Annotated in this window: 14 protein-coding genes; 6 read left to right on the top strand and 8 right to left on the bottom strand. The window is 35.8% G+C overall.

What is annotated here, in order from left to right; all coding sequences use genetic code 11:
• The 4 genes from HMPREF2728_RS06395 to HMPREF2728_RS06380 all read left to right on the top strand — a co-directional run.
• Nucleotides 1-1,189 (top strand): ABC transporter permease (locus tag HMPREF2728_RS06395; RefSeq protein WP_315940868.1); only part of this gene is annotated, 1,189 nt, incomplete at its 5' end.
• Nucleotides 1,190-1,394: 205 nt separating this feature from the next.
• Nucleotides 1,395-3,377 carry an ABC transporter permease gene (locus HMPREF2728_RS06390; protein WP_075227385.1) on the top strand — a complete coding sequence of 661 codons (1,983 nt, stop codon included), beginning with the start codon at nt 1,395-1,397 and terminating at the stop codon, nt 3,375-3,377.
• A complete protein-coding gene (locus HMPREF2728_RS06385) occupies nt 3,374-3,997 on the top strand; it encodes an ATP-binding cassette domain-containing protein (RefSeq protein WP_070460480.1) in 624 nt (207 codons plus the stop codon). Before HMPREF2728_RS06390 ends, HMPREF2728_RS06385 begins: the two co-directional genes overlap by 4 nt.
• Nucleotides 3,994-4,494, top strand: coding sequence for a hypothetical protein (locus HMPREF2728_RS06380; protein ID WP_045616096.1), 501 nt, complete (start codon nt 3,994-3,996; stop codon nt 4,492-4,494). The genes HMPREF2728_RS06385 and HMPREF2728_RS06380 overlap by 4 nt, the downstream gene beginning before the upstream one ends.
• 581 nt (nt 4,495-5,075) lie before the next feature.
• Here HMPREF2728_RS06380 and HMPREF2728_RS06375 read toward each other — a convergent pair.
• Complete coding sequence (locus tag HMPREF2728_RS06375; protein ID WP_049509210.1) at nt 5,076-5,771, bottom strand: VIT1/CCC1 transporter family protein; 696 nt, start codon at nt 5,769-5,771, stop codon at nt 5,076-5,078.
• Between the two features lie 191 nt (nt 5,772-5,962).
• Between HMPREF2728_RS06375 and HMPREF2728_RS06370 the strand changes: the two genes are divergently transcribed.
• Both HMPREF2728_RS06370 and radC read left to right on the top strand, forming a co-directional pair.
• Nucleotides 5,963-7,243 carry an O-acetylhomoserine aminocarboxypropyltransferase/cysteine synthase family protein gene (locus HMPREF2728_RS06370; RefSeq protein WP_075227384.1) on the top strand — a complete coding sequence of 427 codons (1,281 nt, stop codon included), beginning with the start codon at nt 5,963-5,965 and terminating at the stop codon, nt 7,241-7,243.
• A gap of 63 nt (nt 7,244-7,306) precedes the next feature.
• Nucleotides 7,307-7,987: a RadC family protein gene (gene radC, locus HMPREF2728_RS06365; RefSeq protein ID WP_075227383.1), complete on the top strand. Its 681-nt coding sequence runs from the start codon at nt 7,307-7,309 to the stop codon at nt 7,985-7,987.
• A 23-nt stretch (nt 7,988-8,010) separates the two neighbouring features.
• Here radC and HMPREF2728_RS06360 read toward each other — a convergent pair whose 3' ends face one another.
• The 7 genes from HMPREF2728_RS06360 to HMPREF2728_RS06330 form a co-directional block, all read right to left on the bottom strand.
• A complete protein-coding gene (locus HMPREF2728_RS06360; RefSeq protein WP_075227382.1) occupies nt 8,011-8,700 on the bottom strand; it encodes a gamma-glutamyl-gamma-aminobutyrate hydrolase family protein in 690 nt (229 codons plus the stop codon).
• 15 nt (nt 8,701-8,715) lie between these two features.
• Nucleotides 8,716-9,357 carry a redox-sensing transcriptional repressor Rex gene (locus tag HMPREF2728_RS06355; protein WP_000660647.1) on the bottom strand — a complete coding sequence of 214 codons (642 nt, stop codon included), beginning with the start codon at nt 9,355-9,357 and terminating at the stop codon, nt 8,716-8,718.
• 81 nt (nt 9,358-9,438) lie between these two features.
• On the bottom strand, nt 9,439-9,654 hold the full coding sequence (locus HMPREF2728_RS06350) for a DUF4649 family protein (RefSeq protein ID WP_070460469.1): 216 nt from the start codon (nt 9,652-9,654) through the stop codon (nt 9,439-9,441).
• A gap of 9 nt (nt 9,655-9,663) precedes the next feature.
• Nucleotides 9,664-10,011: a DUF1831 domain-containing protein gene (locus HMPREF2728_RS06345; RefSeq protein ID WP_049526341.1), complete on the bottom strand. Its 348-nt coding sequence runs from the start codon at nt 10,009-10,011 to the stop codon at nt 9,664-9,666.
• A 4-nt stretch (nt 10,012-10,015) separates the two neighbouring features.
• Nucleotides 10,016-11,131, bottom strand: a complete 1,116-nt coding sequence (locus HMPREF2728_RS06340) for a cysteine desulfurase family protein (protein ID WP_045762948.1) — start codon at nt 11,129-11,131, stop codon at nt 10,016-10,018.
• A gap of 15 nt (nt 11,132-11,146) precedes the next feature.
• A complete protein-coding gene (locus tag HMPREF2728_RS06335; protein ID WP_075227381.1) occupies nt 11,147-12,091 on the bottom strand; it encodes a ribose-phosphate diphosphokinase in 945 nt (314 codons plus the stop codon).
• A 124-nt stretch (nt 12,092-12,215) separates the two neighbouring features.
• On the bottom strand, nt 12,216-12,785 hold the full coding sequence (locus HMPREF2728_RS06330; RefSeq protein WP_049509204.1) for a CYTH domain-containing protein: 570 nt from the start codon (nt 12,783-12,785) through the stop codon (nt 12,216-12,218).
• Nucleotides 12,786-12,855: the final 70 nt, after the last annotated feature.

Genomic DNA, 12,855 nt, shown 5'->3' with positions numbered 1-12,855 from the left:
CTCTGTTTCTAACCTTATCTTTCGTATGAAGAAAAACGCTGTCGGTTTAGCAACCATTACCATCCTTTCCACCATGGTTTTGGTCACCATGTCTGCAGCAACCAGCATCTACAACGGTTCTGAAAATATAAAAAATATCATGTATCCTCATGATTTCGATGTTAAGGCTAAGGGAAATAATATTGAAGTTGAGAATTTAGACCAACTATTGACTCAATATGCCAGTGAAAAGAACTTGACGATTAGCAATAAAGACGTTCTTAGCTATGCTAGCTTTGGCATTTCCAGTCAAGATGGGACCAAATTAACCACCTTTGAAAAAGGGGAGAATAGTGTTATGCCTAAGACTGTCTTCTTAGTTTTTGACCAAAAAGATTACGAAAAAATGACTGGACAAAAGCTAAATCTTACTGGTAATGAAGTAGGTCTTTGGGCTAAAAATAACCAACTAAAAGGTCAGAAATCATTTAGTCTTAACAGTCAGGAGTATAGTATCAAGCAAGAAATCCAGCAAGATTTTTTAGCTAACCATGTTTCCAATCTCTATATCCTTTTAGTTTCAGATTTTAACTACCTAGTTGTACCAGATCTTCAAAGCTTTTTGGATCAGTACCAAGATTCTGCTGTCTACCCTCAGTTTTATGGTGGTATGGATGTCACCGCAAGTCTAGAGGAACAGTTAAAACTAGCTGATGATTTTGATGCGTATGTAAATAATTTTAGCCATAATCTCAAGAGTGAAGATGCTATGGTTTACGGGGGTAATGGTTCAAGTGATGCAATTGCCCAAATGAATGTTCTCTATGGAGGTGTCCTCTTTATTGGTATTTTCCTCTCTATCATCTTTATGATAGGTACTGTACTGGTTATCTACTATAAACAAATCTCAGAAGGTTATGAAGACCGTGAACGCTTTGTCATCCTGCAAAAGGTTGGTTTGGATCAAAAACAAATCAAGCAAACCATTAACAAGCAGGTTTTGACTGTCTTCTTCCTCCCTGTAATCTTTGCCTTCCTACACCTTGCTTTTGCCTATCACATGTTGAGTTTGATTCTCAAGGCTATTGGTGGTGTGGATACAGCTATGATGTTAAGTGTAACACTTTCCATTTGTGGTATCTTTGCTTTAGTCTATGTCCTAATTTTTATGATTACTTCAAGAAGTTATCGCAAGATTGTTCAAATATAATAAGAAGTGTTTGTCAAGGAATCATAGTATTAACCCCAACGAATATTTTGGGAACGTTAAAGTTCACGATAAAAAAGATTATTGATAGACATTTCAAGAAAAAATCTTGAAACGATGTTCGCTTAAATGCATATTGGGATTATTATGGATTCTAAAAATAATTTATGAAAACAAGAGTCCCAATGAAAAGATATGGTAAGTGCTTATGAAATTAAAATTATGTATCATTGGATTCTTCTTTTGTTTGATTGCTGCAATTGGTCTGGTCACTATTAGCGATACCGAAACGCCCATACCTTTACCAATTGATGGTGCTTTTTCTATTCAAGGAAAAAGCAATCTTTCCAATAATGAAATTTACGAAATGATTCGTGACCTATCAAAAACGGAAAAAGTTACCATTTACAAGCCGATTGTTCAGAGCTCGGGACAGTTGAAATATGTAAATTTCGATGATGTAAGCAATGAACAATTAAAGTCAGTACCGATAATAGGGATGTATTACACCCTTGGGGAAATGGATGTAGACAGTTTGAAACCACTTACGATGACAGGACTGCAAACTGTATATATGGCTTATCCTTGGTATATAGGAGGAATGTTACAATTCACTGGAACTTTAAGAATACTGTTAATGGGTTCCATTTACTTAACTTTATTAGTTGTGTTATTTGTAGTTAGGACGAGGCAGATTAAAGAAGGAGTGATACGACGTTCTTTGGGATTGCCTGTATACGATCTAAGAAGAGAGTATGTCATTTCTCTTATTTTTGAACTGATTATGATGGCTTTATTGATGATTTCTTACAGTTCTTTTTTTGGAAATGGTTTCTTCACTTATAGTTCTAAGTTATTTTTCTCTCTGCTTTTAACGAATTTTATACTATTTCAAATCATTGATCTCATCACCTTTGTTTTATTTTGGTTGACGATTCAGATTGAAAAGCCCATTGAAATTATCAAAAACAAGGCGAAAAACAAGCTTATTTTTGTCGTATGGCTTGCTATTATTTCGATTATTATCGTTGTATCAGGAATTTTTTTACAAGAAACAAAGAGTAGTCAATCCAGTATCAACATCCAGATACAGAATTTAGTACCATGGGACACAGTAAAAGACTGGAGAAGGATAGAGTTCCTTGGAATTGAAAATAACTCTGCTAAAAATGGAGAAGTAAGTGATTCGGATGGTCAGTATCTACAGATAGCTGCTTCCTTAAAAAACTTAGATTATTTATATATAGAACGATCCTCGGCCTATGTTCCAGATTTTATGAAAACGTCTCATGCTTTAGAAGACTTTTCTAAACAATTAGAAAATGATGGAATAACGAATCCAGAAATAAATAAAGATCTGATTTATATCAATCAAACAGGTGCTAACTTACAAAATAAAGTGAATGGAACAAACTATCATCTTTTAGATAATAAAATAGCAACCATCTATATTCCTGAGAAATGGAAAGAAAACCAGAAATCTATTGAGAACACAGTTGTAGCAGAACAATTTATTGGAACACACTATACAAAAGAAGAGATTGCAGTACAAATAATTCCTGATGGTAATAAGATTTTTTATTTCAATGAGGATGCTGATATCGATCATAAAAATAAAGATATTTTACCAATGCCAAGTGTAGCAGATAGCAAAGATAACATTGTTGTTGTGTTAGATACAGACAAAATGATCGAAAACAACAAGTTTACTTTGGCTAGTAATATAACTAATAAGTCTCTTTTTAGTCCTGAGGCGGTAAAGAAAATAAATGAAATAGCTATCCAGTCGAATTTTTCAATGAATCCAGTAGATGTTTACCAAATTGTGAAGTTGAAGATCCGATCCTTAGAGCACCAAATTCTACTGTCACAAATCTTGCAGAAGATAATTTACAGTATTGTCTTTATACTCATTTATCAATATGTCCAACTTTATATTGCCCTAAAACAGAATGAATATGTGAAAAAAATCATTTTGGGTCTGTCAAAAACATATATAGCAATTTCAAGTCTCAAGTACTTTATGATGACTATTACAATGGTTATCCTATTTACATTTCTTATGACAGGGCAAATAGAGTTGCTGTATATTGGTCTTGCTTCTATACTAGTTTTGATGTTGTCAATCATAATGAGTTTTAAAAAATTATCTGAAAGCTACACTAAAATTTTAAAAGGAGATGAAATATGACAATTGACCTTTTGAACGTTTCAAAAAGTTTCGGCTCAAAGAAGATCTTTACAGACTTAAATTTAAAATTTGAATCTGGAAAAAGCTATGCATTGATTGGAGGTTCTGGCTCTGGTAAAAGTACTCTTCTTAATATTATAGGAAGATTAGAAAAAATTGACAGTGGGAACGTTTTAGTTGATAAACAGGATATTTGGAAGATAAAAGAAAGAACCTTCTTTAAAAATACTGTTGGATATGTATTTCAGAATTATTCTTTAATCGAAAACAAAACTGTATATGATAATTTGAAACTTATCACTAAAGACAAAAAAATAATAACTGATGTACTTGAAAAAGTAGGACTGTCGAGCGACCATTTACATCAAAAAATATATGAATTGTCTGGAGGGCAGGCTCAACGTGTAGCTATTGCCAGAATGTTAATGAAACCACGTAAAATTATCTTAGCAGATGAACCCACAGGAGCTTTAGATGGTGAGATTGGAAAAGAAATTATTCGTTTATTATTAAATGAAAGAGATGAAGACAAATATGTTATAATAGCGACGCATGATCCAGCTGTCTATAACAAAGTTGATGTGATCATTGATATGAAAGATATAGGGGATAATGTATGAAAAAGATAATTTATATCGCTTTGATCTTTGTAGCTGGGCTACTTGCTATTTTCTTCTTTGGAAAACAAATGATCATAAAAGAAAATACCAATAAACCAACACTGGAGTTAACAGTTTATACGGTTTCTTCTAGTGATACAGAAAAATGGAATAAAGTGAAAAAAGTAGAAACAGAAGAAGCTACATACTTCATAACTGTAAAAGAAGTAGCGTCTTCAGAAGAAGTATTTTCAAACATCATTGCAAATGGAGCTGCTATGGGGTTCGGAGTTCGTGAAGAAGAGGTGAAGCAATTTAATAATAATTTAGGAGATACTATTGAGGACTCTAAGCATAATAAACTCATTGAAATAGAATTTTTTACTTTTTCTAATGATGACGAGGGATTTGTAGTAGCAAATTTTGACTACGGTAAAGAAGAGTTGAATTCTCAGAAAAAAGATATAAAAGACTTATATAAAAAATTATATGAATCTTTTAAAGAAAAAAGTAAGTGATTGCGATTTATTTGCCTGTTTTGATAGAAAAAAGTCAATTTTTAATTCTAATATCTTATCTTGATAATCGCGCTTTTTAGTTGATAAAACTTACAAATAGTCCTGAAGAAGACAATGACATTCAGTTTACTTATATGTATCATGTGCATACAAAGTTAGGTCCATCCCATCATCAATTTATGTTTATCAATAATTGAGCAGTTGTTGCATCATTTAATATTTCAGAGGTTCAGTACCAGTATTTTATGAAAGAATCACTTTCTCATGTCATGGTTTATAAATAATACTCTTCGAAAATCAAATTCAAACTGCATTAGCGTCGCCTTGATGTACTCAAGTACAGCCTGTGGCTAGTTTGCTCTTTGATTTTCATTGAGTATTAGAGGCAAATAAGCCATTTAAACAGAGTTAGGATTCACCTTCACGACTATAAATCTAGCAAAATTGGCCAGTAGTTTAGACTCTAAAAGGTCTACTATTCAAAAACCACACAGTATTTCTTTCGGCTTGATGCTATTCAAGCTTGAAATCACTGTGTGGTTTTATTTTTAAGCTAGTTTTTCTCAGCATTATTTTTTATCTTAAATACTAAACAACTGTCCAAATAGATAAGTGACACCCATGGTCAAAAGGCCGATACAAAGGTTACGAATCATGGCTGTTTTGGTTGGTGCTTTTCCAAGTTTGGCACTTGTATATCCAGTGACTAGAAGTGAAATTGCTACAATCATAACAGTAGCAGGGATTCGATAGTCACTTGGGAAGATGGTTATTGAAAGCATTGGCGGGAGACTTCCGAGGACAAAGGCAATAAAGCTAGATGCTGCAGCATGCCAAGGATTGGTAAATTCTTCATACTCGATACCGTATTTTTCTTCAACCAAAGCTTTAAGTGGATTTTTTAGAAAAGCTTTGTTAACTAATAGTTGAGCTGAAGTTTCGCACTCACCATTTTGAAGATAGGCTGCGTAGAGTGATTTTTTAGCAGCATCCATATCTTTATCCAAAAGTAGTTGTTCACGGGCTACAGCGGCCTCCTCCGTGTCTTTTTGAGTAGATACGGATACATACTCTCCTCCAGCCATAGAAAAGGCGCCAGCAAGGATTGCAGCTAATCCCGAAAGAAAGATAATCCAGATATTAGTTGTAGCACTGGCAACCCCTATAACAACTCCAGCGATAGAGATAATTCCATCATTAGCCCCAAGTACACCAGCACGTAAGATATTTAAACGGCCAGCAAAGTTTGCATCAATTTTATGTGTAATTTCTGACATTGTTTTCTCCTTTGTAAACATTATAAAGTATACTAGAAGTGAACACAAACATTTTAAACTATCTGAAAAAAGTTCTACAATTCTAATAATAGCCATAGCTTTTGCTTATGCCAATATATAACAAAGTTGTATTTGTAACTGAACGAATTAGGTGATACAATGAACCTAATGAAATCTTTGGAGGTCTAAATATGACTCGTGAATTTAAATTTGAAACTCTTCAATTGCATGCTGGTCAAGTGGTAGATGCGACTACAAAATCTCGTGCTGTTCCTATTTACCAAACAACATCTTTTGTATTTGAAGATACACAAGAAGGTGCAGAGCTTTTTGCTCTTCAAAAAGCTGGTAATATCTATACTCGTATCACTAACCCAACAACATCAGCCTTTGAAGAACGTATCGCAGCCCTTGAAGGTGGTGTAGGTGCACTTGCAACTGCGTCAGGTATGGCAGCTCTTACTTATACTATCCTTGGACTTGCTCACGCAGGTGATCACGTGGTTGCAGCTTCAACTATCTACGGTGGGACCTTTAACCTTTTGAAAGAAACCCTTCCTCGTTACGGAATCACCACAACTTTTGTTGATATCGATCATTTAGAAGAAGTTGAAGCAGCGATTGGAGATAATACCAAACTTGTCTTGATTGAAACTTTGGGTAATCCAGTTATCAACATTCCTGATATTGAAAAAATAGCTGAAATTGCTCATAAACATCAGATTCCTTTGGTAGCTGATAATACTTTTGCAACGCCTTATCTTATTAATGTCTTTTCTCACGGTGTAGATATCGCAGTCCACTCGGCTACTAAGTTTATCGGTGGTCATGGTACAACAATCGGTGGTGTTATCGTTGATAGTGGGAAGTTTGACTGGGCAGCTTCAGGGAAATTCCCTCAATTAGTCGAAGAAGATCCAAGTTACCACAATATCAGCTATACTCGTGATGTTGGTGCTGCAGCTTTTATCGTTGCTGCTCGTGTTCAATTGCTTCGCGATATGGGAGCTGCCCTTTCACCATTTAACTCATTCTTGCTCTTGCAAGGGCTTGAAACACTTTCTCTACGTGTTGAACGCCATGTTCAAAATGCTGAAAAAATCGTTGATTTCCTTGTTAACCATCCAAAGGTTGAAAAAGTTAACTATCCAAAATTAGCTGATAGCCCTTACCATGCCTTGGCGGAGAAATATTTACCAAAAGGTGTTGGTTCAATCTTTACTTTCCATGTTAAAGGTGGAGAAGCAGAAGCTCGTAAGGTAATTGACAGTTTAGAAATCTTTTCAAACCTAGCCAATGTAGCAGATGCTAAATCATTGGTAGTTCATCCCGCAACTACAACACATGCTCAGTTGTCTGATTCAGATCTAGAAGCAGCAGGAGTAACTAAAAATCAAATCCGTCTTTCAATCGGTCTTGAAAATGTCGATGATTTGATTGAAGATTTGCGACTAGCTCTTGAAAAAATCTAAAAATAACTAGTTTTTATCGAATTATAAATCCTTCTCACGAATAATTAAGTGAGGAGGATTTTTATGTATAGTATTTCTTTTCAAGAAGATTCGCTCTTACCAAGGGAACGCTTGGTAACAGAAGGAGTAGAGAGTTTGAGTAATCAGGAGTTACTAGCCATTTTGTTACGAACAGGGACTCGTCAATCTACTGTTTTTGAAATTGCACAAAAAGTATTGAATCAATTAAATTGCTTAACTGATTTGAAAAAAATGACTCTGCAAGAACTACAGAGTTTATCAGGTATCGGTAGAGTGAAAGCTATTGAGTTGCAAGCTATGATAGAGCTAGGAAGTCGTATTCACAAACAAGAAACCATGGAGGCAGAGAGTATCCTCAGTAGTCAAAGACTGGCTAAAAAGATGCAAGCTGAACTGGGAGATAAAAAACAAGAGCACCTGGTAGCGCTCTATCTTAATACTCAAAATCAAATCATTCATCAGCAAACCATTTTTATCGGCTCAGCTACTAGAAGTATTGCGGAACCAAGGGAAATTCTCCACTATGCTTTGAAGCATATGGCAACATCTGTGATTCTGGTTCATAATCATCCATCTGGTGCTGTCATGCCGAGTAGAAATGATGACCATGTTACGAAGCTTGTTAAAGAAGCCTGCGAATTAATGGGTTTGGTCTTATTAGACCATCTAATTGTCTCACACTCCGATTATTTTAGTTACCGTGAGAAGACGGATCTGGTGTAAAAAACCTGTATGTGATACAGGTTTTACAATTCATTGACGACATAGTCGAAAAGTGTTTTATCTTTGGGGCGATTTTCAAAGAGAAATTCTGGATGCCATTGAACACCGAGGTAAGGGAAACCATCCGTTGTTGTAACAGCCTCGATAATTCCATCTTTAGGATCATGAGCTACAACCTTGAGATTTGGAGCTAGGTCCTTAATACTCTGATGGTGGAAAGAGTTGATATGGGAGATTTCTCCATAGATTTCTCGAAGAATAGTATCAGGCTCGGTGACTAAACGTTGAGTTGTATACTCGGCTGAAGTATCCTGCCAATGGTCTTCAATATCTTGATAAAGAGTTCCTCCCATAGCCACATTAAAGAGCTGGGTGCCTCGACAAACAGAAAAAATGGGTTTCTTCTGTTTAATGGCTTCTTTTATAAGAGCTAGCTCAAAAATATCTCTTTGAAGGTAGTAGTCATCGCTATCGATCGTTTTAGGTTCACCATAGAACTTTGGATCGACATTTTGTCCACCAGTTAAAATGAGTTTATCAATCAAGCCAATGTAGTAACTAGCCATTTCTTGATCACCAATGGGTAGGATAATGGGAATTCCCCCAGCTTCCTTGACTCCTTCAACAAAGCCTTTCGCAGCATAGCTCATCATAAGCTCATCATCAGGATGAGCTTTTTCGTTTCCTGTAATCCCAATAACTGGTTTTTTCATAAATGCTTTCGCTTTCTAATCCTCTTTTCTCATGAAATAGAGGAGAGTTTGCAATTCACTAGTTAAATCTACATACTGAGCTACCACATCTTTTGGTAGTTGGAGATGAACGGGTGAAAAGCTTAAAATTCCTTTAATACCTGCTTCGACAAGGAGATTAGCTACTTCTTGTGATTTGACACTCGGAACTGTTAAGATTGCAGTTTTAACATCTGCATTCTTTATTTTATCCTTGATTTGGGAAATTCCATAAATTGGGATTCCATCAGGAGTTTTTGTCCCAACTTCAGGATGATCATCCAAATCAAAAGCCATAATGATTTTCATTTTGTTTCGTTCGTGGAAACGGTAGTGAAGGAGAGCGTGCCCCATATTACCAATACCCACCAACATAACATTTGTAATAGAATTATCATTTAGAAGATCAGCAAAAAACGTCATTAGTTTTTTGACATCGTAGCCAAATCCACGACGACCAAGTTCACCAAAGTAGGAAAAATCTCGTCTAACAGTAGCAGAGTCAATACCAATGGCCTCGGCAATTTGTTTTGAGTTGGCTCTTTCAATTTTTTCTGCATGAAATCTTTTAAAGATACGATAATAAAGAGAAAGTCTCTTTGCTGTTGCTTTTGGAATAGCAGACTGTTTTTCTTTCACAAAATCACAACCTTTCTAAATACTATTTTATAGAAAGATTGTGAAAAAATCAACAAAAACAAGAAAAAACTAAGAAAAATCTTAGCTTATCTTCGTAAAATCATAGTGAGATAGAAAACGATAGAGATTTCCCAGAAGCCCCTGATAGATTTCTTTTCCATTATAGGTCAGAGAAGTAATGACAGTAGTATCTGGAAGAGTCACACAACCTGAAAGTGATAGCATGAGTGCTTCATAATCTTCGTATTCTAAAACGCGATCGACTTGATAGGTGTCTTTGTAAGTTAATCGAAACATAATTGCCTTCTATCTTTCGCTTTTAGTAAAGACATCACGTTCAACAAGACTATCCATCAAGAAGTAAAATTTCTCTTGGTGGATATGAGTTTCTTCTGACTTAAAGATATCGACTAAACGTAGACCAAATTTATCAGTGATGTTGATTTTTGCACCTGTTAAGTCTTTGTTGATGATAATCTTAAGTTGGAAACCTTCCCCACTATTTGGAACTTTTTCAAGAAGACGTGTTAGTTCATAGTTACCAACCTTAGTTTCAAAAAAAGTGTTATCTTTTAGAGTGAACTTTTTGACGGTTGGGCTAAGTGTGTAATCATAACGGCAATTTTTAAGACTAATGGTTTTTTCGAATGCCATTGAGTTAACCTCCAATGATTTCTTTTAGAGTTTGTGCGAGAGTGATTATTTCTTGCTCTGTATTTTGAGGTGAAATGCTGACGCGAACGGATTCGTGTAAGCGAGGAGAGTCTTCACCGTAGAAAGCCTGAAGAACATGACTAACCTGAACGACACCTGCAGTACAAGCAGAGCCAGTTGAAATAGAAATACCTTCAAGATCTAGACGAAGGAGTAGTAGATCATTACGTTGACCTGGGAATCCAATATTAAGGACATAAGGTAGCTGGTCTTTCCCTTGATTGAGATAATAGTCTGTGTCAGCCATTTCCTTTAAGAATGTTTCTTTTAGTTTTTGAACCTTTTTAAAGTTTTGTTCTTGGTTTTCAAGATCATCCTTTAGAGCTGCTACCATTCCCACAATGGCAGGAAGATTTTCTGTTCCTGCTCTTTTTTTCTGCTCTTGATCGCCACCATGAAGGTAGGAGTCAAAATCTGTAGATGCAGCATAGAGAAAACCAACTCCTTTTGGACCATAAAATTTGTGTGCAGAAGCGCTAAGAAAATCAATTCCCAATTTTTCGGGAAGAATCTCAAATTTACCAACTGCCTGAACCGCATCGACATGATAGACGGCTGGATGATTTTTTAGAACTTCACCAATTTTAGCAATAGGTAAAAGTGTACCAGTTTCATTGTTTGCAAACATAGTAGAAACAAGAATGGTATCTTCACGCAGTGCATTTTTGACCTGGTCTGCAGTAATTTCTTGGTTTTCAGGCTGTAAAATAGTCACTTCAAAACCGAAATTTTCAACCAAGTATTTGATGGGTTCTAGAACAGCATGGTGCTCAATCGCAGTAGTGATAATGTGCTTTCCACGATTTTGATGGCGGAGGCAGTAGCCGATGATAGCAGTATTATTGCTTTCAGTACCACCAGTGGTAAAGAATATATGTTGTGGCTTTGTTCCTAGTAAACTTGCTAGTTCTTGACGAGCTTCTCGTAATAGTTTACCTGCTTGGCGCCCATGGCCATGAATACTAGAAGGGTTGCCATAAGTTTCTTGCATGACTTGAGTCATTGCTGAGATAGCTACTGAAGACATCGGAGTCGTTGCAGCATTATCCAAATAAATCAAAAACTCACCTAATTTCTATTTAAATAGTGGACTAACTGGTTTTCTTTCATGAATACGAACCATAGCATCACCAATCAATTCGCTAGCAGTGATGTATTGCACGTTTTTAGGTTTTCTACTTTCTGTCAAAACAGAATCTGTAACCAAGATTTCCTTGATATTTGTTGCATCTAATAACTCTGCAGCACCGTTAACGAATAGGCCATGACTTGAAACTGCATAGATTTCAGTTGCGCCGTCACGCTCTAAGATTTTAGCAGCTTCAGAGAAGGTACGGCCAGTGTTCAGAATGTCATCGATCAAGATTGCCTTTTTACCTTCGATATCTCCGATGATGTAACCTTGACTGCGTTCAGAATCATCTTGTGCATAATCAATGATGGCAATTGGAGCATCTAGATATTCTGCAAGACTACGCGCACGTTTTACACCAGAGTTTTTAGGACTGACAACAACCACATCTGAACCAGTCAAACCTTTATCGCAGTAATGTTTTGCAAAAAGTGGAATTGTATAGAGGTTATCTACAGGAATGTCAAAGAATCCTTGAACCTGAACGGCATGGAGGTCAAGAGTCAATACACGACTAACTCCAGCTTTCACCAACATATTTGCAACTAGTTTTGCAGTAAGTGGTTCGCGAGAAGAAGCGATACGATCTTGGCGAGCGTAGCCGAAGTATGGAAGTACAACGTTAATAGTATTAGCACTTGCGCGAACACAAGCATCAACCATAATCAAAAGTTCCATCAAGTGGTTATTTACTGGATAACTAGTTGATTGGATGATATAAACATCATATCCACGAACACTTTCCTCAATATTAACTTGGATTTCACCATCTGAAAATTGGCGTGAAGATACTTTTCCAAGTGGAACACCTGCAGCCTCTGCGATTCTTTGAGCAATTTCCTGGTTGGAAGATAGTGCGAAAAGTTTCATGTTTTTTGTATCTGACATCGATAAACCGTCCTCTTTAAACTAAGTGAATCGCTGTAGTGAAACACTTTTAGTGATAAAAGCTCTCTACAACAGATTCTATTATTTTTCATCCCTTTTATTTTATCAAAAAAAGAAGATTATTTCAGTATTTTTTCATATTTTCTATAAAACGAACCAATTTTGAAGGAGCTTTTTTGTAATGGATTTCATTGGTTTGTAAAAATTCTTGGAAATCAAGACTTCCTTGGTTGCTATCTTCTACTTCTAATTCAAGCTCATAGTCAACAATATCAAAGTATTGGCTTTGATCAAGTGCCATGAGTCCGATCGGAGTTTGCTTTTCGTAGCGAACAGTAGTTAAGCAACCTAAAACTACCCAGCCACTGGTTGAAAGTCCACGGCTAGTTAATTCGTCAAGAATCATTCCTTGCGGAAGTTTACATTCTTTAAGACAATGGTTTGCTTCCACAAGACTGAGATCTTGATTGTACTCCATATTCCCAACTGTTTGGGGAATTTTTATGGTCAATTCAGCGCTATTATCAAAAGTACGAATGCGCATAGCGATTTTATGTTGGCGAAGGTAAAAATCAGGCGTGTCTAGGTAGTAATTTTTTTGTGTAATAGGTGTGACTCCTGAAAAGTGCTCCTGCAATCTTTGATATTCATCCTTGTTTAGAAGTGTTTTCATTTCAATTTCTAAATGTTTCATTTTTTTTACTTTTTCCTTATCTTTGAAAGCGATTATATGGTATAATAAGCATTGTATTTATTGTATAAGA

The sequence above is a fragment of the Streptococcus sp. HMSC061D10 genome, assembly GCF_001808865.1.
GTDB lineage: Bacteria > Bacillota > Bacilli > Lactobacillales > Streptococcaceae > Streptococcus.
This window is presented reverse-complemented; position numbering and strand designations above follow the sequence as displayed.

What these genes read in the sequence shown, in the direction of transcription:
- HMPREF2728_RS06370 (WP_075227384.1), top strand. Translation starts at nt 5,963, where the DNA reads ATGACTCGTGAATTTAAATTTGAAACTCTTCAATTGCATGCTGGTCAA.
- HMPREF2728_RS06380 (WP_045616096.1), top strand. Translation starts at nt 3,994, where the DNA reads ATGAAAAAGATAATTTATATCGCTTTGATCTTTGTAGCTGGGCTACTT.
- HMPREF2728_RS06385 (WP_070460480.1), top strand. Translation starts at nt 3,374, where the DNA reads ATGACAATTGACCTTTTGAACGTTTCAAAAAGTTTCGGCTCAAAGAAG.
- HMPREF2728_RS06375 (WP_049509210.1), bottom strand. Translation starts at nt 5,771, where the DNA reads ATGTCAGAAATTACACATAAAATTGATGCAAACTTTGCTGGCCGTTTA.
- radC (WP_075227383.1), top strand. Translation starts at nt 7,307, where the DNA reads ATGTATAGTATTTCTTTTCAAGAAGATTCGCTCTTACCAAGGGAACGC.
- HMPREF2728_RS06335 (WP_075227381.1), bottom strand. Translation starts at nt 12,091, where the DNA reads ATGTCAGATACAAAAAACATGAAACTTTTCGCACTATCTTCCAACCAG.
- HMPREF2728_RS06360 (WP_075227382.1), bottom strand. Translation starts at nt 8,700, where the DNA reads ATGAAAAAACCAGTTATTGGGATTACAGGAAACGAAAAAGCTCATCCT.
- HMPREF2728_RS06330 (WP_049509204.1), bottom strand. Translation starts at nt 12,785, where the DNA reads ATGAAACATTTAGAAATTGAAATGAAAACACTTCTAAACAAGGATGAA.
- HMPREF2728_RS06350 (WP_070460469.1), bottom strand. Translation starts at nt 9,654, where the DNA reads ATGTTTCGATTAACTTACAAAGACACCTATCAAGTCGATCGCGTTTTA.
- HMPREF2728_RS06345 (WP_049526341.1), bottom strand. Translation starts at nt 10,011, where the DNA reads ATGGCATTCGAAAAAACCATTAGTCTTAAAAATTGCCGTTATGATTAC.
- HMPREF2728_RS06390 (WP_075227385.1), top strand. Translation starts at nt 1,395, where the DNA reads ATGAAATTAAAATTATGTATCATTGGATTCTTCTTTTGTTTGATTGCT.